Source organism: Streptomyces sp. NPDC048650 (assembly GCF_043199095.1).
In the GTDB taxonomy this organism is placed as follows: domain Bacteria; phylum Actinomycetota; class Actinomycetes; order Streptomycetales; family Streptomycetaceae; genus Streptomyces.
The window spans coordinates 21,748-40,090 of sequence record NZ_JBICVM010000010.1; the positions used below are offsets into that span (position 1 = coordinate 21,748).

An 18,343-nucleotide genomic window follows, 5' to 3' on the forward strand; every position below is an offset into this window, starting at 1 on the left:
CCCTCGTCCGTACGGCGAGTAGCCTCGCGCCCATGCGAGCGATCACTATCCCGGAGCCCGGTGGCCCCGAAGCACTTGTCTGGGCGGAAGTCCCCGATCCGCAGCCCGCCGAGGGCGAGGTCCTCATCGAGGTCGTCGCCAGCGCCGTGAACCGTGCGGACCTGCTGCAGCGGCAGGGCTTCTACGACCCGCCGCCCGGCTCCTCGCCGTACCCCGGTCTGGAGTGCTCCGGCCGGATTGCCGCGCTCGGACCCGGGGTGCACGGCTGGGCCATCGGCGACGAGGTGTGCGCACTGCTGGCAGGCGGCGGATACGCCGAGAAGGTCGTCGTTCCCGCCGGGCAGGTGCTGCCCGTGCCGCCCGGTCTCGACCTGATGACGGCCGCCGCGCTGCCCGAGGTGGCGTGCACCGTCTGGTCGAACGTCTTCATGATCGCGCACCTGCGGCCCGGCGAGACGCTGTTGGTCCACGGCGGCGCCAGCGGGATCGGCACGATGGCGATCCAGCTGGCCAAGGCGGTCGGTGCGCGGGTCGCGGTCACCGCGGGTGGTCCCGAGAAGCTGGCGCGCTGTGCGGAGCTCGGTGCGGACATCCTCATCGACTACCGCGAGCAGGACTTCGTCCAGGAGCTCCGCAAGGCCACCGACGGGCAGGGCGCGGACGTCATCCTCGACATCATCGGAGCGAAGTACCTCCAGAAGAACGTCAAGGCGCTGGCCGTCAGCGGGCGGCTGGCGATCATCGGGATGCAGGGCGGGGTGAAGGCGGAACTGAATCTCGCCGCCCTGCTCGCCAAGCGTGCCGCGATCACCGCCACCGGTCTGCGGGCCCGTCCGCTGAGCGAGAAGGCGGCCATTGTCGCCGCCGTGCGCGAACATGTCTGGCCGCTGATCTCCAACGGCCAGGTGCGGCCGATCGTGGACCGCGCCATCCCGATGGCGGACGCCGCCGAGGCACATCGTGTGGTGGACGCGAGCGCCCATGTCGGAAAGGTCGTACTGACGGTCTGACCTGCCAAAAGCGGCCGGCGGGCTCCGTGGACGCCGACACCCCGGAGCCCTGCCGCCGCTGCCTCTCCCGCCGGCGACACGTAACCCGGTCGACTTGTCCAAGATGTCGTGAAAGTAATCACATGTGACCCTGGACAAGTCACTCGACGGCTCGGCACGGGAGGGGCACGGCTGTGGCTCCAGGTTTCCGTTCGCGCATTACCACCGGTCTGCTGGTGGCCGCCGCCGCTCTGCCCGTCTCCTTGGCGACCACCACCGCGACGGCCGCGGAGCTGCGAATCACCCGATTCGACCTCCCGCCTCACCTCGTACATCGGCACACGCTGCCCGACAGCTACGCGGAGGATCCATCGCTGGCCGGAATCCGTGCGGGCGAAGGCCGGGGACACCCCGGCCGCCCGGAGCTGCTGGAGGATCTGCCGGGGGCACCGCGGCCGCCCACCGACCTGGATTCCCCGGACTTTCCCGACCTGCGGGACTTCCTCGCCGACATCCCGGACGAGGTGCCGCACTACCCGGACGATCCGTCCGAGTACCTCCCCTGGCACGACCGGCAGTACCGGTCCGACCCGGACTCGCCGGACTCCTCGACGGAGCCGGACGCCGACGCGGACTCGGACGCCGCTGCCGACGCCGACGCGGATGTCTCCGACGATGCCCCGGCGCCCGAGGACCCCGCGACCAACGCCCCCGAGAGCCGACCCGACGGTGCGCGGCGCCCGAAGGGCGCGGCGCCCGCCACCCCGCCACCCGCGCCTTCCCGGTCCGCCCCGGCGAAGCCCGCGCCCTCTCCGCGATCCGACGTCGCAGGTCGGCTCGGCCGGCACCCGTACAAGCCGCTGCAGCCGCCTGCCAAGCCCAGGAATCAGCACCACACCCCAGCGGACGACACCGACGCCGACCCGGTTGCCTCCGCGAACCCCTACGCCCTGGAGGGCCCGACGGCGCCGGTCGAACGGGTCCTCCCGATGGGCGCCGGCCTGGCGCTGACCGGCCTCGGCCTGGCTTTCTTGGGCCTGCGGCTGCGCCGCCGCTGATGCCTGTTTCACGTGAAACACGCAATGAGCGGCGGTGAGAAGTCACCGTGAAGCCGACAACTCACCGGAACCCGCTGTTTCACGTGAAACCGGCGCCCCGCCGGGCGCCCGCCGCCCCAGCGTCGCCCGCACACCTCAGTGGTCGGCCCCACCTCCGACGCCCGGGCCGCCGCCGAGCGAGCCGTAACCGCAGAACAGGCACGGCGGGCGCCCCGGCGTAGAGGGGGTACGCGACAATGGCAGCATGGATATGCCGATGAACGAACGGTCGCAGGAGAACCCGCACGTCCTGGTTGTCGGCCCGGACGGCATGGCGCTCGGCAGCGCCGGCTCCGGCAGCGGGGAAAACGGTGAAGAGTCCCGCGAGGTCCCTGTGACGGACATGGTCGAACAGCCTGCGAAGGTCATGCGCATCGGCAGCATGATCAAGCAGCTGCTGGAAGAGGTGAAGGCCGCCCCGCTGGACGAGGCGAGCCGGGTCCGCCTCAAGGAGATCCACTCCAGCTCCGTCAAGGAGCTGGAGGACGGGCTGGCGCCCGAGCTGGTGGAGGAGCTGGAGAGGCTCTCCCTGCCCTTCACCGACGAATCGGTGCCGACGGATGCGGAACTGCGCATTGCCCAGGCCCAGTTGGTGGGCTGGCTGGAGGGGCTGTTCCACGGCATTCAGACCGCGCTGTTCGCCCAGCAGATGGCGGCCCGTGCCCAGCTGGAGTCGATGCGCCGCGCGTTGCCGCCGGGAGTCTCGGCAGATGGGGACGAGGACCCGCTCGGCCACGGCGGCGCCCGCTCGGGCCCGTACCTCTAGGACTCGCGAGCATGCCAGGAGGGGCGGCACACGCGCTGTGTGCCGCCCCTCCTGTCTGTGCATGGCCAGGTCAGCTGGCATCCCGTCCGGTAGAGACGGTCAGCTGTATCGCGTCACCGCTGTCGGGGTCCCAATCGGTGTAGCCCGTCGGCGACTGCTCCAGGACGGTGTCCTTACCCCAGACGGGACCGTCCTTCATCGTGACCTTGTACTTCCAGTGCGCCGCGTCCATGCACTCCTTCACGGAGTCCAGGTTCTTGTACAGGAACGACGGGAGACTGATCTTTTTCGGATCGCTGTAGGACTTGTTCGGGCTGGTGCACCTGGACAGCTCGATCGTGGCGTATTTGTTCTCGGGCCGGACGGTGGGGCTCGGCGAAGGGGACGCCGAGTAGGAGTACGGCGTGTAGGAGGACGTCGGGTCGTCGCCGCCGTTGACATCGCTGGATCCGCCGGCGCTCAGCCCGATGCCGATCGCGATCGCGGTGACCACGACGACGCCGACGATCGCCGAGACGACGATCACCGCAGTGTTGCTCTTCCGGGCCCCGGGGCCACCCGGCGGCATCGTGGTGGTCACGGGCGGCGGGGTGAAGGCCGGCGGGGTCTGGAAGCCACCGTTGTTGAAAGGCGCGGGAGGCGGCGCCGGCACCGGTGTCGGGTAGGGGCTGTTCACCGGCGGCGGCGTCGAGGGACCGAAGGCCGCCTGCGGCGGCTGGTACGGCTGCTGCACGCTCGGCGGCGCCGGGGTGTGCGGATTGCCGCTCGCGGTGGGGAACACCGCGGAGGAGACGGACGAGCCGCTGGACCGCGCCCGGGGACCCTCGCTGATGATCAGCGGCGTCGACCCGGACTGTGCGGATCCGGCGATGCGCAGGCACTCGTCCTGCATCGCCTCGGCGGTCGGGAACCGCTCATTGGGGTTCTTCTTCAGCGCCCGGGCCACCAGGGCGTCCACCGCCGGCGGCACCGAGCGGTTGATGCTCGACGGAACCGGCGGCTCTTCCTGGACATGGGCGTAGGCGATGGCCAGCGGGGAGTCCGCGTCGAAGGGCAGCTGTCCGGTCAGCAGCTCGAAGAGCATGATGCCGACGGAATAGAGGTCGGAGCGGGCGTCGACGCCGCGGCCCAGCGCCTGCTCGGGCGACAGGTACTGCGGGGTGCCGACGACCATGCCGGTCTGCGTCATGGACGTCACGCCGGACTGCATGGCACGGGCGATACCGAAGTCCATGACCTTGACGACGTTGCGCTTGGTCATCATGACGTTGCCCGGCTTGATGTCCCGGTGGACCAGGCCCATCTCATGGCTCGCCTCGAGCGCGGCGAGCACATCGGCGGTGATCTTCAGCGCCTTCTCGGTCGGCATCGCGCCGTGCTGGGCGATGTCGTTGTCGAGCTCCGAGCGCAGCGGCTGCCCGGAGACGTACTCCATGATGATGTACGGCACCATGCCGCCGTCGAGCTCGTCCTCGCCGGAGTCGAAGACCGAGACGATATTGGTGTGCGTGAGCTTCGCCACGGCCTGGGCCTCGCGGCGGAAGCGTTCGCGGAACGCCTGCTCACGACCGAGCTCGGTGTGCAGTGTCTTGATCGCGACCTCGCGGTCCAGCACGCTGTCGTACGCGAGGTGTACGGACGCCATTCCGCCCGCGCCGAGAAGATCACGAAGCTGGTAACGTCCCCCGCCGACCGAACGGCCCTCGAATTGGCCTTGAGCGCCGTCCTGGCTCATGGTTCCGCTTCCCCCTGGGCGCAAAGCCCGTACGTATCGCGATCAAATTCTGGAATTCCGCAGCCAAGTCTGCCGCAGGGCCCGGACACGTCAAGCCGTGTGCCCGTTCCGTGACCAGATGCGCAAGATCCGGTCACGGGTGGGAGGTCTTTTGTGCCCTCGATTACCCCAGGTGAACTTGCCCCTACTGGCATGCGGGCGGTTTGATGGCCGGTCCACGACGGACCGGTGGGGGTCGTCGAACCTGTAGCGTGCTGTAGCGAAGACCGAGACCTTACCGCTTTCAATGCGGATCGATTCGACGGCGAGGACCGATGGCACCGACGCAGAGCCCCCAGGGCCCGTCCGATCCTGAGGCCACCGGCTCCAATTTCCCCGATACACCGGAGATGTGGGGCAATGGAGGGCTGGTCGGCGATGGCCGCTACCGGCTCACGCGCCGGCTCGGCCGCGGCGGTATGGCGGAGGTGTTCGCGGCCGAGGACGTACGGCTGGGCCGCACCGTCGCCGTGAAGCTGCTGCGTTCCGATCTTGCCGAGGACCCGGTGTCCAAGGCCCGTTTCACGCGTGAGGCGCAGTCCGTGGCCGGACTGAACCACCACGCCGTTGTGGCCGTCTACGACTCCGGCGAGGACTTCGTCGCCGGCAACACCGTGCCGTACATCGTGATGGAGCTGGTCGAAGGCCACACCATCCGTGATCTGCTGCTCAACGCCGACGCCCCGCCGCCGGACCAGGCGCTGATCATCGTCTCCGGGGTGCTGGAGGCGCTGGCCTACAGCCATCAGCACGGCATCGTGCACCGCGACATCAAGCCCGCAAACGTGATCATCACGCACAGCGGCGCCGTGAAGGTCATGGACTTCGGTATCGCCCGTGCCCTGCACGGCGCGCAGTCCACGATGACCCAGACCGGCATGGTCATGGGCACCCCGCAGTACCTCTCCCCGGAGCAGGCGCTCGGCAAGACCGTCGACACCCGCTCCGACCTGTACGCCACCGGCTGTCTGCTGTACGAACTCCTCGCGCTGCGGCCGCCGTTCACCGGTGAGACCCCGCTGTCGGTCGTCTACCAGCATGTCCAGGACATGCCGGTGCCGCCTTCCGAGGTGGCCGAGGCGGTACCGCCGGAGCTCGACGGCCTGGTGATGCGTTCGCTGGCCAAGGACCCGGACGACCGCTTCCAGACCGCGGAGGAGATGCGCGGCCTGGTCCAGTACTCGCTGCAGATGCTGCACGAGCAGGGCGGTCACACCGGCACCTGGAGCACCGGCCCGGTCGCGATGCACGAGGGCGGCAGCACCCCGGCCATGGGGAGTGCGGCCACCACCGCGCTGCCGCATCCGGATGCCGGTCGCACCACGGCGCAGCCGATCCTGCCCGGCGGGCGGGACGACGACGGCGGTTTCGACGGTGGCCACCGATCGGGCAAGAGCGGGCGCGGCAAGGTCTGGCTGATCGCGGCGCTCGCGGTGATCGCCATCGCGGTGGGTGTGGCCTTCGCGTTGCGGAACACCTCGGGGGGCGGTGGGCAGGACGCCCCGACGACGCCGTCACCGTCGGTGTCCTCGCACGACAAGACCAGCGAGCCGCCGTCGGAGGAGCCGAGCACTCCGGAGACCCAGCCCGGCACCACGGGCGGCAACTCCAACACGTACTCCCCGCCGCCGAGCGAGGAGCCCAGCACTCCGTCGACGTCCGAGCCGCCGACCTCGGAGGCGCCGACGTCCGACGCTCCGTCGTCCCCAGCGCCCACCGACACCAGTGACGGCGGCACTACGGACGGCGGTACGACCGACGGTGGCACCGCCGACGGGGGTACGGCCGACGGAGGGACCGATGACGGCGGTACCGCCGACGGTGGGGCGACGGCCGGTACCTCGGCAGGCGCGGACAGCGGCGCGACGGCCGGCCTCAACGGCGGCTGATCCACCGACCGAATGTCACAACAGCAGGGCCGCTCCAGAACTCCTGGAGCGGCCCCGCTGTTTCACGTGGAACAACCGGCGAACGCGTCCTGTACCGCCGCGTACTCGCGGGTCCACCAGACGGCGAGCGCGGACGCCGCGGGAAATTGCGGATCGGTGCGCGGGTCGCCCAGCCGGTAGCGCCAGGTGAGCATCCAGAAGTCGTTCAGCCGCTCCCACCACACCCGGTACACGGCGGCTGCCAGTTCGTCGGCTCCGGCTCCGCAGGCGCTGCGGTAGGCACCGGCGTACGCCGCGACCTTGGCCAGGTCGAGGGTGCCGCAGGGGCGTACGAAGAAGATCGCGGCGGCCCGTACCACCTCCTCGGCGCGGGGCTGGACGCCCAGCCGGTCCCAGTCCACGATCGCGGCCGGTTCCCCGCCGCGGTAGAGCACGTTGAGCGGATGGAAGTCGCCGTGCACCCAGCCCGCCGCGGGTGCGGCGCCGGCCGCCGGTCGGCGGTGGGCCAGCCGCTTCAGCAGGGCCCGGCGTTCCAGCAGACGGTGCTCGGCGAGCTCGTCGAAGCTGGTCCGCGGGCGGGCCCGGCGGGCCAGGGCGAGGAGCTCGTCGATCAGCTCGAAGGTGTGGGCGGGATCGGCGGAGTCGGCTGGATACGCGGGCCGAGGTGGGTGCGGGTCGGCCGTCATGACCCGGTCCAGGGAGGTGTGCATCAGCCCGAGGAGCGCGCCGAGCCGGCGGGACTGGCCGCGGCTCAGCGTGGCACCGCTCAGGTGCCGTCCCTCGACCCAGGGGTGCAGGGCGTAGCAGCGGCCGTCCTGGACGGCGACCGTGCGGCCGTCGGCAGCGGGGACCGGTGGGGCGACGGGCAGGCCGAGGTCGGCGAGCCGTCCGGTGGCGCGGTGCTGGCGGGTGATGGCACCGAGGTCGCCGTCGAGGTGGTGCTTGAGGAAGTAGCGGCCGTGTGTGGTGGCCAGGAAGTAGCCGTGGTTGAGCAGGCCTTCGGCGACGGGTTCGCACGACAGGGGCTCCCCGGCGCCTTCGTAGCGGCGCAGCAGGGACCCGAGGGAGTGCCCGTCGGGCGTCGCCGCCGTCCGGGCTACAGATGAGCGCAGCACGCGCCAGATGGTAGATCAACTAGAGGGGGCGGAGCGGGCTCATCGGAAGGCCTCACGCAGCGTGCGCGGGGTGGAAGTCGCTGGTGGGGCCGGGCGTCCCACGTTCTGCGCGTACTGGAGGACCGGCACGTCCGTCAGGTGGTGCAGGGCCACGAACTCCGGCTCGATGCGGAGGAAGACCGGGTCGAAGGGCACGCCGTCGGCGAGCCGGGGGGTGCGGCCGAAGAGCGCCCGCTCGGCGAGGGCGGGGCGGAAGGCGCGAGCGGTCCCGATGAACTGCACGGACCAGGTGTCGCACTCGCCGCTGTTGACGTTGTCGGCCTCGTAGGCGACGACGCTGCCGTCGAGCGCCTGGTGGTAGTCGTAGCCGCGGTGCAGCCTGAGGATCAGCTTCCCGTCGATGATGAGATGCCGGGTCACCGTGGTGAACGGCAGCGCGCGCCGGCTGGCCGACACCCGGCCGTACGGGGTCCGGCTCAGCAGCTCGATCGCGCGGTAATCGTCGCAGGGCATGACTTCACAATGCCCGTACGCACCGTTCTCCAGTAGGGACGGCGGCCCCGAAAAGCCGGGACCAAGGTCCCGGCCCGGAATCGGGACAGCTGTGTTCTCCGCAGCTCCGTGCCTGGTGAGAGGCAGTTTCAGGATTTCTCCGCCTGGATTCGTGCAACATATGCGGCGGCCTGGGAACGGCGTTCCATGCCGAGCTTGGAGAGCAGGCTGGAGACGTAATTCTTGATCGTTTTCTCGGCGAGATGGAGTCGTTCCCCGATGGCTCGGTTGGTCAGACCCTCGCCGATCAGATCGAGGATCCGGCGTTCCTGGTCGGTGAGATTCGCCAGGCGGTCGTCGCCCTTCGGGGCGTTGCCGTCCCGCAGCCGTTCCAGGACCCGAGCCGTGGCCACCGGGTCGAGCAGCGATTTTCCGGCCGCCACATCGCGTACCGCCGAGAGCAGTTCACCGCCCCGGATGGCCTTGAGCACATATCCGGAGGCGCCGGCCATGATCGCGTCGAAGAGGGCTTCGTCGTCCGCGAACGAGGTGAGCATCAGGCAATGGATCTTTTCGTCCTGGGAGCGGATCTCCCGGCAGACCTCGACGCCGCTGCCGTCCGGCAGTCGGACGTCCAGCACCGCGACGTCGGGGCGGGTCGCAGGGATCCTGACCAGGGCGTCCGCGGCGGTACCCGCCTCGCCGACGACCTCGATGTCCTCTTCGACCGAGAGCATTTCGTGGACGCCCCGCCGGACAACTTCATGGTCATCGAGCAGGAAAACCGTGATTTTTCCGTCTTCGCGCACGGTCTCAGTCTCACACACCAAACTCTTCCCGTGCTCCGTGTCGCCGATATAACGTGCCGTTGTCCCGGCGGCCTGCAACGCTGTGACCAGGAGTTGTTCCCAGCTTTCGCGATTTACTTGGAAATCCAAGCAAAATCGCAGGTCAGCGCCGTTTCCACTTAGGCTTTGGCACTGGGTAACGTGCAAAGAAGCAGGCCACTGTCCGGGACGCTTTGTTCCACCCGGATCCGGCCGCGTTCGCACACACCCCGTGCGCCGTATCGGATACCGGGTGAGCCGCAAAACGGCCACCGGCGGACCCCGGGGGCCGGACAGACGGAGGAGCAGCACGTGACCGTGGAAGGCACTGCCCAGCGGAAGACCACCCGCGCCGGCAGCAAGCGCACCGCCGCCAAGAAAGCGTCGCCGGCAAAGAAGGCGACCGAGGCCAGGGCCACCGGCCGGCCTGACGAGGCGGAGCAGGACCAGCTCGTACAACTGCTGACCCCGGAAGGGAAGCGGGTCGAGCACCCGGAGTACGCGATCGACCTGACCGCCGAGGAGCTGCGCGGGCTCTACCGCGACATGGTCCTCACGCGGCGGTTCGACGCCGAAGCGACCACCCTCCAGCGTCAGGGCGAACTGGGTCTGTGGGCCTCGCTGCTGGGCCAGGAGGCCGCCCAGATCGGCTCCGGCCGCGCGCTGCGCGACGACGACTACGTCTTCCCGACCTACCGCGAGCACGGCGTGGCCTGGTGCCGCGGCGTCGACCCGACGAACCTGCTGGGCATGTTCCGCGGTGTCAACCACGGCGGCTGGGACCCCAACAGCAACAACTTCCACCTCTACACCATCGTCATCGGCTCGCAGACGCTGCACGCGACCGGTTACGCGATGGGTGTGCAGAAGGACGGCGCGGACTCCGCGGTCATCGCGTACTTCGGTGACGGCGCCTCCAGCCAGGGTGACGTCGCCGAGTCCTTCACCTTCTCCGCGGTCTACAACGCCCCGGTCGTGTTCTTCTGCCAGAACAACCAGTGGGCGATCTCCGAGCCCACCGAGAAGCAGACCCGGGTCCCGCTCTACCAGCGCGCCCGCGGTTACGGCTTCCCGGGCGTACGGGTGGACGGCAACGACGTGCTGGCCTGTCTGGCGGTGACCAAGGCGGCGCTGGAGCGGGCGCGCACCGGCCAGGGCCCCATGCTGATCGAGGCGTTCACCTACCGCATGGGCGCGCACACCACCTCCGACGACCCGACGAAGTACCGGGCCGACGAGGAGACGCTGGCCTGGGAAGCCAAGGACCCGATCCTGCGGCTGCGGACCTACCTGGAGTCGGAGGGCCTCGTCGACGACGCGTACCTCGCCTCGATCGACGAGGAGAGCGACGCACTGGGCAAGCGGGTCCGCGACGTCGTACGCGCCATGCCGGACCCCGATCACCTGGCGATTTTCGAGAACGTCTATGCCGACGGGCACGCGCTCGTCGATGAGGAGCGCGCGCAGTTCGCCGCGTACCAGGCGTCGTTCGCCGACGCCGATGCCGTCGCGGAGGGGAACTGACCATGGCAGTCCACGAGAAGATCACCATCGCCAAGGCGATCAACGCGTCGCTGCGGACCTCCATGGAGGCCGACCCCAAGGTCGTCGTCATGGGTGAGGACGTCGGCAAGCTCGGCGGCGTCTTCCGGGTCACCGACGGGCTGCAGAAGGACTTCGGCGAGGACCGGGTGATCGACACCCCGCTCGCCGAGTCCGGCATCATCGGCACCGCGATCGGCCTGGCCCTGCGGGGCTACCGCCCGGTCGCCGAGATCCAGTTCGACGGCTTCGTCTTCCCCGCCTACGACCAGATCGTCACCCAGCTCGCCAAGATGCACGCCCGCGCGCTGGGCAAGGTCAAGGTGCCGGTCGTCATCCGTATTCCCTACGCGGGCGGTATCGGCGCGGTCGAGCACCACTCCGAGTCCCCCGAGGCGCTGTTCGCGCACGTCGCGGGCCTCAAGGTCGTCACCCCGTCGAACTCCTCCGACGCCTACTGGATGCTTCAGCAGGCCATCGCGGGCGACGACCCGGTCATCTACTTCGAGCCCAAGCGCCGCTACCACGACAAGTCGCGGCTGGACACCGAGTCGATCCCCGATCCCCTGCACAAGGCCCGGGTCAGCCGTACCGGCACCGACCTCACGCTCGCCGCGTACGGCCCGATGGTGAAGGTCGCTCTGGACGTGGCCAAGGTCGCGGCCGAGGAGGGCAAGTCGGTCGAGGTCGTCGACCTGCGCTCGATCTCCCCGATCGACTTCGACACTGTGCAGGCGTCGGTGGAGAAGACCGGCCGGCTGGTCGTGGTCCACGAGGCCCCGGTCTTCCTCGGCACGGGTGCGGAGCTCGCCGCTCGGATCACCGAGCGCTGCTTCTACCATCTGGAGGCCCCGGTCCTGCGGGTCGGCGGCTTCCACGCCCCGTATCCGCCGTCCCGGCTGGAGGACGAGTACCTTCCGGGACTGGACCGGGTGCTCGACGCCGTTGACCGCGCGCTGGCGTACTGAGGGGTTTGAGGAGAGTTCGTGACCATGACTGCAAGCACCGCAGGCGCCCAGCGCCTCCGCGAGTTCAAGATGCCCGACGTGGGCGAGGGGCTCACCGAGGCCGAGATCCTCAAGTGGTACGTCCAGCCGGGCGACACCGTCACCGACGGCCAGGTCATCTGTGAGGTCGAGACCGCCAAGGCCGCCGTCGAACTGCCCAGTCCGTTCGACGGAGTGGTGCATGCCCTGCACTTCGACGAGGGCGTCACCGTCGATGTCGGCACCGCCATCATCTCCGTCGACACCGACCCCGGAGCCGGGCCCGCTGAGCCCGCCGCCGCGGCGGACGCGCCCGCCGCGCCCGCCGAGGAGGAGCCGGAGCCGAAGGGCCGGCAGGCCGTGCTCGTCGGCTACGGCGCTGCCCCTTCCTCGACCAAGCGCCGGGCCCGTAAGGCACAGCCGGGGGTTCCGGCGCAGCCGGAGCCGATGCATGCCGGGCTGCAGGCCGAGCTGAACGGCCGTGCCGTGGTCGCTCCGGTGGCCCCGGCGCCGGTCGCCCCGGCCCCCGCCGTGCCCGCCGGCCGTCCGTTGGCCAAGCCGCCGGTACGCAAGCTCGCCAAGGACCTCGGCATCGACCTGGCGACCATCGCTCCGACCGGCCCGGACGGCATCATCACCCGCGAGGACGTCCACGCGGCCGCCGCCCCGGCACCGTCCGTGGCGCCTTCGCCGGAGCCCGAGGCTGCCGCCCCGGCAGAGGCCGGCGTGGTCGACACCGGCGCCCGCGAGCGCCGGGTACCGGTCAAGGGCGTACGCAAGGCCACCGCTCAGGCGATGGTCAACTCGGCCTTCACCGCGCCCCACGTCACGGAGTTCATCACCGTCGACGTGACCCGCACGATGAAGCTCGTCCAGGAGCTGAAGCAGGACCCGGACATGGCCGGGCTGCGCGTCAATCCGCTACTGCTCGTCGCCAAGGCGTTCCTGGTCGCCATCAAGCGTCATCCCGAGGTCAATGCGGCCTGGGACGAGGCGAATCAGGAGATCGTCTACAAGGACTACGTCAACCTCGGCATTGCGGCGGCCACTCCGCGCGGGCTGATCGTCCCGAACATCAAGGACGCGGGCGTCAAGACACTCCCCCGGCTCGCCGAGGAACTGGGTGAGCTGGTCGCCACCGCCCGTGAGGGCAAGACCTCCCCGGCGGCGATGTCCGGCGGCACGGTCACCATCACCAACGTCGGCGTCTTCGGCGTGGACACCGGTACGCCGATCCTCAACCCGGGGGAGTCCGCGATTCTCGCCTTCGGCGCGGTCAAGCTCCAGCCCTGGGTCCACAAGGGCAAGGTCAAGGCGCGCCAGGTCACCACCCTCGCGCTCTCCTTCGACCACCGCCTGATCGACGGTGAATTGGGCTCCAAGCTGCTCGCGGACATCGCGGCGATCCTGGAGCACCCCAAGCGGCTGATCACCTGGGGCTGATCCGACGGGACGGATTTCACGTCAGCAGGGGCGGTGTTTCACGTGAAACGCCGCCCCTGACCGTTTGTGCCTCCGCGGATCAGCCTCTGATGAGGTTCACCGCCCGGCTGAGATGGGCCACCGGTCCGGTCGGGCTGTCCGGGTCGGCGTGCGCGGCGCTGCGGGCCAGTGTGGTGCCCGCCCAGACGGCGGCGACGATCAGTGCCACCACGACGGTCTTCCGCGTCCGGCGGCCGGCGTTCGTCCTGGGCTGCATGGTCAACTCCCCTTGAGTGGCGGAGCCGTCCCGGCTCCGTGCCTCCATTCACCCATGGAATCGGGGCTGGTTCGTACGCGTCAGGTACGGACTCGCGTCAGTCTTGAGTGGGACTCCGTGTCAGCCTTGGGTCTTTCTTTCGGCGCAGCGCCGGGCACCGGTAAAGCATTTGCCGGCGCCCGGCGCTCTGTTTACGGTCGGCAGGATGGGCAGCGATGTGATCATCAGGCGTTACCGGCCGGCCGACCGGGAGGCGGTGACCGGCGTGTGGTCCCGGGCCGTGCGCCAGGCGCACCCGTTCATCGAAGGGGAGGGCGAGGGCGAGCGGGCGCGCATCCTGCGCGAGAGGTATCTCGTTCAGGCGGAGAACTGGGTCGCCGAGCGTGCGGGCGGCATCGTGGGGCTGCTCGGGCTCCTCGCCGGCAAGCACGGTACGGGGGTCGAGATCGGCGGGCTGTTCGTCGACCCCGAGGCCCAAGCCCACGGCGTCGGGACGGAGTTGGTGGAGCACGCGGCGGCGCTGCACGGTGCGCTGACGCTGGAGGTCTTCGAGGAGAACGCGCGCGCCCGCCGTTTCTCCGCGCATCTGGGATTCGTGGAGCGGGCGCGCCGGACGGACGAGGAGACCGGCCATCCGCTGCTCGCGCTGGAGCGGGAGGCGCCCCTGAAGTCGGTGTCGTGGCTGCATCTGCGCGCGGGCAGGTTGCTGAGTGTACGGACACGGGGCAATGCCACGTTCTACCTCCCGGGCGGCAAGTACGAGCCCGGAGAGACCGCACGCCAGGCGCTGTCGCGGGAGCTGTCCGAGGAGCTCGGACTGGTCGTCCCCGCGGCACGGCTGTCGGAGGCGTTCGTCGTGCATGACGTCGCACACGGAAGGAACGGCCGCCGTCTGCACATGACCTGCTTCACCGGTGGCCCGCACGACATCGCTCCCGAGCCGGGCCGGGAGATCGCCGAGTACGCCTGGTTCGACCGGCAAGAGGCGCGCGAGCGGTGCGCGCCCGCCCACTCCCAGGTCGTGGACCGACTGGTCGCGCAGGGGCTGATGGCAGCCTGAGCGGCCGGGCGCATTACGGGGCATAGGCGCCTCGACCAGCACAAATAACCCTCACCTTGTCCGCATCGTGGAATGCGGTATCGGATGCATACCTGTTGTATCTATCCTGTGCGCATGCCATCTGCGTCCCCTTCCGCCGCCCCTGCCCCAGACACCGGACCCGCTCCCGCGAAGCAGCCCCCGGCGGCCGAGCGGGTCTACGCGCACATCAAGGATGCCGTCCTGCAGCGTCACTACGAGGGCGGCATGCTGCTCACCGAGGGCGAGCTTGCCGAGGCCGTGGGGGTGTCGCGGACACCGGTGCGGGAAGCGCTGCTGCGGCTGGAGGCCGAAGGGCTGATCAAGCTCTACCCGAAGAAGGGCGCGCTGGTGCTGCCGGTCTCCGCGCAGGAGATCGCCGACGTCGTCGAGACCCGGCTGCTGGTGGAGAAGCACGCGGCCGCCAAGGCCGTACCCGCCGGTGAGGCACTGATCGACGAGCTGAGCGGGTTGCTGGAGACGATGCGGCAGCAGGCCGCGGCCGGCGACCTGGCCGCCGTCTCGGTCGCCGACCGGTGCTTCCACGCCGCCATCGTGCGCAGCGCCGGCAACCAGATCCTGGACCGGCTCTACGAGCAGCTTCGCGACCGCCAGCTGCGGATGGGCGTCGCTGTCATGCACGCGCACCCGGACCGGATCGCCAAGAACATCGCCGAGCACGCCGAGATCCTCCGGGCGCTGCGGGACGGCGACCCGGACGCGGCGACCGACGCCGTGCACCGGCACGTCAGCTGGGTCCGCAACCTCGCGCAGGGAGAGGTGCGATGAGCGGGGGAGGCACCGGCGCCCCCGTCCCGGGCGGCGGCACCCCCCGGCTGCTGCCCTCGGACCCGCCCGGCGGCCGCCGGGCCATGGCGGTGTGGGGCATCGGTGTCGCGGTCTACTTCGTCGCGATCACCTACCGCACGAGCCTGGGCGTGGCCGGCCTGGATGCCGCCGAGCGCTTCCACATCAACGCATCGGCGCTGTCCACCTTCTCGATTCTGCAGCTGCTGGTGTACGCGGGCATGCAGATACCCGTCGGCCTCCTGGTCGACCGGCTCGGGGCCAAGAAGGTGCTGACCATCGGCGTGGTGCTCTACACCGCCGGCCAGTTCGGCTTTGCGCTCTCCGCGTCGTACGGCATGGCGCTCGGGTCGCGGGCCCTGCTCGGCTGCGGCGACGCGATGACCTTCATCAGCGTGCTGCGCCTCGGCTCCCGCTGGTTCCCGGCCCGCCGGGGGCCGATGGTCGCCCAGATCGCGGCGCTGGTCGGGATGGCGGGCAACCTGATCTCCACCCTCGTCCTGGCCCGTTTCCTGCACAGCTTCGGCTGGACCCCGACCTTCGCGTCCAGCGCGGTGGGCGGCCTGGTCGTCCTGGCCCTGCTCCTGCTCTTCCTCAAGGACCACCCCAAGGGCTACGAACCGCCGCCCGCGCCCGCCGGGCACACCGGCGCGGCGTTCGTGCGCCGGCAGATCACGGACGCCTGGCGCGAACCCGGCACGCAGTTGGGGATGTGGGTGCACTTCACCACCCAGTTCCCCGCGATGGTCTTCCTGCTGCTGTGGGGCCTGCCGTTTCTCGTCGAGGCACAGGGCCTCTCCCGTGGCACCGCCGGTGAACTCCTCACCCTCGTCGTGCTCTCCAACATGGCCGTCGGTCTGATCTACGGTCAGGTCATCGCCCGCCACCACGCGGCCCGTGCGCCACTGGCCCTGGGCACCGTCGCGGCCACCGCCCTGCTGTGGGCGATCACCCTGACCTGGCCGGACGAGCATGCGCCGATGGGGCTGCTGGTCGTGCTCTGTCTGGTGATGGGTGCCTGCGGCCCCGCCTCGATGATCGGCTTCGACTTCGCCCGGCCGGCCAACCCGCCGGAGCGCCAGGGCACCGCCTCCGGCATCGTCAACATGGGCGGCTTCACGGCCTCGATGACCACTCTGCTGGCCATCGGGGTACTGCTCGATGCGACCGGTGACAACTACCGGATCGCGTTCACCTCGATCTTCGTCCTGGAGGCGTTGGGCGTCTCGCAGATCCTGCGCCTGCGGCGTCGCGCGGCCCGCCGCGAACGGGAGCGGCTGGTCGTCAGTCGGGTCGAGGCGGTCCATGTCCCTGCCTGAGGCCCGGAGCCGCGCGATGTTCTGAGGGGGCGGGGAAGGGGACGTCCGCGGGCCCGACCCCGTCCGGTATCCATCGCACAGCCCCGAAGGCGCAGGCGGAACAGACCGTTTCACGTGAAACGGCTCATTGCCGACTTGCCGTCCAGCCACCACGTAGCGGTACGGCGGCAGTGGTACTCCGCTTCGCGCCCGCCGTCGGCCACCCGCGAACCGCGCCCCCGTAGCCTGTGCCGCCGCGGCGTGCGGACGCCCCGTCCTGAGTTGCCGTCTCCCGGCCGGGGCGCCGCTCGGCGCCGGTGCCCCCTACGGCGTGATGGCGAAGTTGTCCAGGATCGCCGAGGCCAGCTCCTGATCGCCGTCGACCTTGATCTGCTCGGCGACGGCCGCGGGGCGGACACGTCCGCAGGCCAGCCGGTGGAAGGCGTCCCAGTCCATGGCGAGTGTCACGGTCGGGCCGAGCGAAACACTGCCGTTGATCGTGCCGTTGCCCTCCGCGTCCACCCGCACCGTACGCATGAACTCCAGCGGGCCGCTGATATCGAAGACCACGGCCGAATCGGCGGGCGCCTGGGCCTTCTTGGCGACCGTGCCGGGCAGCGTCTTCAGCAGCAGATCGCGTGTCACATGGGCGCCGGGGGAGTCGAGATTGCCGGGCTTGCCGAGCGCCCGGCGCAGGTCCTGCTCGTGCGCCCATACGTCGAAGGCCCGCAACTGCAGCACGAGGTCCAGCGGACGGTCCTCGCCGAGCGGGCTGCGCACCACGGCATCCGGCTCACGGGTTTCGTTGCGCAGCTGCCGGGAGCGGCGGATGACGGTGTATTCCAGCTCGCTGAGCATCTCCGGCGCGGTGTGGTGCCGGCGGACGTCGACCTGCACCTCCATGCGGCGGGCCGACTCGCTGCGTACGTGGTAGAGGTCGCGCGGCAGTGTGTGGATCGGCCGGGGGTCGCCGAGCATCTCGCATTCCAGGCCGATCACATGCGAGACGACATCGCGAACGGACCACCCTGGGAGGTCCGTCGCCCTGCTCCACTCGCCTTCGACGAGCGGCGTCACCAGCTCGGCTATCGCTTCTATGGAGTGCGTCCAGGCATCGATGGAGGACTGAAGGCTGGGATGGACGGTCACGGGACCCCTCGGACGGTTCGTACGCGGGCTGCTGTCTGTGCAGTCAAGTTACGCTGCGCACGGGCACCCCGGCAGTGCTTTCGGATGACCATCGTAGGCTGATGTTCGATGACCGCCCGGTTCGAAAGCCCGGCCGGTGGTACCGTGCGCGCCTCCTCGCGGCAGATCCGCGCCGCCCCGTCGGAAGCCCCAATTCCCGGCGCAGGAGGCGTTGTCGCGGCCGGCGCGGCACGGCGAGCCCGTCAGTCGTCGCCGCGCTCCCGCTCCGCCAGCCGGATCACACAGACCGCGACGGCGATCAGCAGCGCCGGGTCCACGTCCTCCCGTACGACGTTGACCCCGTAGGTGTCCCGCACGGTCAGCCAGCGCCGCGAGATCTCGGCCAGCAGCTCCCCGTCGTACTCGACCGCGAACTCCCGGTCCAGGATCTTGCCGCTGACGTCCAGCTCGGTGCCGTCCACCAGCTCCACGCGGTAGTGGTTGCGCAGCAGCGAGAGCCGCTTGCGACGGATGGTGGCCAGCGGCTGGTCGTCACGCTCGACGGTCATCGTGTCGCGCAGGGCCAGCACCTTCTTGCGGATGGTGATCAGCACCCGGCCCTGCAGGTCCTTCAGCTCGAAGGTCTCCCGCAGCCGTAGCGCCTTCCCGTCGACGAGGTAGGCGTGCCGCCCGTGATCGTCCTCGATCCAGTAGTCGTCGCCGATGCCGAGGATCCGGTCGCGTACGAGGTACTTACGGGGGGACGGGGACCGTTCCCCGGGTGAGTGCGCCATGGCTGAGGTGTTCCCCGGTGCCCCTGCGGAATGCGTATGCACCGGGGTGACGTTGAATGTGC

Annotated in this window: 17 protein-coding genes; 10 read left to right on the forward strand and 7 right to left on the reverse strand. The window is 70.0% G+C overall.

Annotated elements, in window-relative coordinates; all coding sequences use genetic code 11:
• Positions 1-32 precede the first annotated feature (32 nt).
• The 3 genes from ACGFML_RS26090 to ACGFML_RS26100 all read left to right on the forward strand — a co-directional run bounded on the left by ACGFML_RS26090 (position 33) and on the right by ACGFML_RS26100 (position 2,852).
• Positions 33-1,010: an NAD(P)H-quinone oxidoreductase gene (locus ACGFML_RS26090; RefSeq protein WP_393547583.1), complete on the forward strand. Its 978-nt coding sequence runs from the start codon at positions 33-35 to the stop codon at positions 1,008-1,010.
• Positions 1,011-1,183: 173 nt separating this feature from the next.
• Positions 1,184-2,047, forward strand: coding sequence for a hypothetical protein (locus tag ACGFML_RS26095; protein ID WP_393547585.1), 864 nt, complete (start codon positions 1,184-1,186; stop codon positions 2,045-2,047).
• 244 nt (positions 2,048-2,291) lie between these two features.
• On the forward strand, positions 2,292-2,852 hold the full coding sequence (locus ACGFML_RS26100; RefSeq protein WP_393547587.1) for a bacterial proteasome activator family protein: 561 nt from the start codon (positions 2,292-2,294) through the stop codon (positions 2,850-2,852).
• 70 nt (positions 2,853-2,922) lie between these two features.
• Here the strand turns inward: ACGFML_RS26100 and ACGFML_RS26105 are convergent, their stop codons facing one another.
• Positions 2,923-4,587 (reverse strand): protein kinase, encoded by a 1,665-nt coding sequence (locus tag ACGFML_RS26105; protein ID WP_393547589.1) that lies wholly within the window; start codon positions 4,585-4,587, stop codon positions 2,923-2,925.
• Positions 4,588-4,901: 314 nt separating this feature from the next.
• Between ACGFML_RS26105 and ACGFML_RS26110 the strand changes: the two genes are divergently transcribed.
• Positions 4,902-6,515 carry a protein kinase gene (locus ACGFML_RS26110; protein ID WP_393547591.1) on the forward strand — a complete coding sequence of 538 codons (1,614 nt, stop codon included), beginning with the start codon at positions 4,902-4,904 and terminating at the stop codon, positions 6,513-6,515.
• A 62-nt stretch (positions 6,516-6,577) separates the two neighbouring features.
• On the opposite strand, the gene ACGFML_RS26115 is transcribed toward ACGFML_RS26110, so the two are convergent.
• The 3 genes from ACGFML_RS26115 to ACGFML_RS26125 all read right to left on the reverse strand — a co-directional run bounded on the left by ACGFML_RS26115 (position 6,578) and on the right by ACGFML_RS26125 (position 8,931).
• Positions 6,578-7,630, reverse strand: coding sequence for a phosphotransferase (locus ACGFML_RS26115; protein ID WP_393547593.1), 1,053 nt, complete (start codon positions 7,628-7,630; stop codon positions 6,578-6,580).
• Between the two features lie 39 nt (positions 7,631-7,669).
• The gene (locus ACGFML_RS26120) at positions 7,670-8,143 is read right to left on the reverse strand and encodes a pyridoxamine 5'-phosphate oxidase family protein (protein WP_393547595.1); all 474 of its coding nucleotides are present in this window, start codon (positions 8,141-8,143) and stop codon (positions 7,670-7,672) included.
• A gap of 128 nt (positions 8,144-8,271) precedes the next feature.
• Positions 8,272-8,931, reverse strand: a complete 660-nt coding sequence (locus tag ACGFML_RS26125; protein WP_393547597.1) for a response regulator — start codon at positions 8,929-8,931, stop codon at positions 8,272-8,274.
• A gap of 330 nt (positions 8,932-9,261) precedes the next feature.
• Here ACGFML_RS26125 and pdhA point away from each other — a divergent pair, with 330 nt between their 5' ends.
• Genes pdhA through ACGFML_RS26140 form a run of 3 tightly spaced genes read left to right on the forward strand, consistent with a single transcriptional unit; the run spans position 9,262 to position 12,920 of the window.
• Complete coding sequence (gene pdhA, locus ACGFML_RS26130) at positions 9,262-10,473, forward strand: pyruvate dehydrogenase (acetyl-transferring) E1 component subunit alpha (protein WP_393547599.1); 1,212 nt, start codon at positions 9,262-9,264, stop codon at positions 10,471-10,473.
• 2 nt (positions 10,474-10,475) lie between these two features.
• The gene (locus tag ACGFML_RS26135) at positions 10,476-11,459 is read left to right on the forward strand and encodes an alpha-ketoacid dehydrogenase subunit beta (protein WP_393547601.1); all 984 of its coding nucleotides are present in this window, start codon (positions 10,476-10,478) and stop codon (positions 11,457-11,459) included.
• Positions 11,460-11,483: 24 nt separating this feature from the next.
• Positions 11,484-12,920, forward strand: coding sequence for a dihydrolipoamide acetyltransferase family protein (locus ACGFML_RS26140; RefSeq protein ID WP_393547603.1), 1,437 nt, complete (start codon positions 11,484-11,486; stop codon positions 12,918-12,920).
• Positions 12,921-12,999: 79 nt separating this feature from the next.
• On the opposite strand, the gene ACGFML_RS26145 is transcribed toward ACGFML_RS26140, so the two are convergent.
• On the reverse strand, positions 13,000-13,176 hold the full coding sequence (locus ACGFML_RS26145) for a hypothetical protein (RefSeq protein ID WP_393547605.1): 177 nt from the start codon (positions 13,174-13,176) through the stop codon (positions 13,000-13,002).
• A gap of 205 nt (positions 13,177-13,381) precedes the next feature.
• On the opposite strand from ACGFML_RS26145, the gene ACGFML_RS26150 reads away from it, so the two are divergent.
• The 3 genes from ACGFML_RS26150 (at position 13,382) to ACGFML_RS26160 (ending at position 16,380) form a co-directional block, all read left to right on the forward strand.
• On the forward strand, positions 13,382-14,236 hold the full coding sequence (locus ACGFML_RS26150; RefSeq protein WP_393547607.1) for a GNAT family N-acetyltransferase: 855 nt from the start codon (positions 13,382-13,384) through the stop codon (positions 14,234-14,236).
• A gap of 114 nt (positions 14,237-14,350) precedes the next feature.
• Positions 14,351-15,043 (forward strand): GntR family transcriptional regulator, encoded by a 693-nt coding sequence (locus tag ACGFML_RS26155; protein WP_393547609.1) that lies wholly within the window; start codon positions 14,351-14,353, stop codon positions 15,041-15,043.
• Positions 15,040-16,380 carry a nitrate/nitrite transporter gene (locus tag ACGFML_RS26160; protein WP_393547611.1) on the forward strand — a complete coding sequence of 447 codons (1,341 nt, stop codon included), beginning with the start codon at positions 15,040-15,042 and terminating at the stop codon, positions 16,378-16,380. Before ACGFML_RS26155 ends, ACGFML_RS26160 begins: the two co-directional genes overlap by 4 nt.
• Before the next feature lie 303 nt (positions 16,381-16,683).
• Here the strand turns inward: ACGFML_RS26160 and ACGFML_RS26165 are convergent, their stop codons facing one another.
• The gene (locus ACGFML_RS26165) at positions 16,684-17,508 is read right to left on the reverse strand and encodes a maleylpyruvate isomerase family mycothiol-dependent enzyme (RefSeq protein WP_393547612.1); all 825 of its coding nucleotides are present in this window, start codon (positions 17,506-17,508) and stop codon (positions 16,684-16,686) included.
• A 242-nt stretch (positions 17,509-17,750) separates the two neighbouring features.
• Entirely contained in the window at positions 17,751-18,281 is a 531-nt protein-coding gene (locus ACGFML_RS26170; protein WP_393547614.1) for an LURP-one-related/scramblase family protein, read from the reverse strand.
• Positions 18,282-18,343 lie beyond the last annotated feature (62 nt).

Bases quoted from the DNA above. Each gene is read 5' to 3' on its own strand.
- ACGFML_RS26090 (WP_393547583.1), top strand. From the start codon at position 33: ATGCGAGCGATCACTATCCCGGAGCCCGGTGGCCCCGAAGCACTTGTC.
- ACGFML_RS26100 (WP_393547587.1), top strand. From the start codon at position 2,292: ATGGATATGCCGATGAACGAACGGTCGCAGGAGAACCCGCACGTCCTG.
- ACGFML_RS26105 (WP_393547589.1), bottom strand. From the start codon at position 4,587: ATGAGCCAGGACGGCGCTCAAGGCCAATTCGAGGGCCGTTCGGTCGGC.
- ACGFML_RS26110 (WP_393547591.1), top strand. From the start codon at position 4,902: ATGGCACCGACGCAGAGCCCCCAGGGCCCGTCCGATCCTGAGGCCACC.
- ACGFML_RS26120 (WP_393547595.1), bottom strand. From the start codon at position 8,143: ATGCCCTGCGACGATTACCGCGCGATCGAGCTGCTGAGCCGGACCCCG.
- ACGFML_RS26135 (WP_393547601.1), top strand. From the start codon at position 10,476: ATGGCAGTCCACGAGAAGATCACCATCGCCAAGGCGATCAACGCGTCG.
- ACGFML_RS26140 (WP_393547603.1), top strand. From the start codon at position 11,484: ATGACTGCAAGCACCGCAGGCGCCCAGCGCCTCCGCGAGTTCAAGATG.
- ACGFML_RS26145 (WP_393547605.1), bottom strand. From the start codon at position 13,176: ATGCAGCCCAGGACGAACGCCGGCCGCCGGACGCGGAAGACCGTCGTG.
- ACGFML_RS26150 (WP_393547607.1), top strand. From the start codon at position 13,382: ATGGGCAGCGATGTGATCATCAGGCGTTACCGGCCGGCCGACCGGGAG.
- ACGFML_RS26155 (WP_393547609.1), top strand. From the start codon at position 14,351: ATGCCATCTGCGTCCCCTTCCGCCGCCCCTGCCCCAGACACCGGACCC.
- ACGFML_RS26160 (WP_393547611.1), top strand. From the start codon at position 15,040: ATGAGCGGGGGAGGCACCGGCGCCCCCGTCCCGGGCGGCGGCACCCCC.
- ACGFML_RS26170 (WP_393547614.1), bottom strand. From the start codon at position 18,281: ATGGCGCACTCACCCGGGGAACGGTCCCCGTCCCCCCGTAAGTACCTC.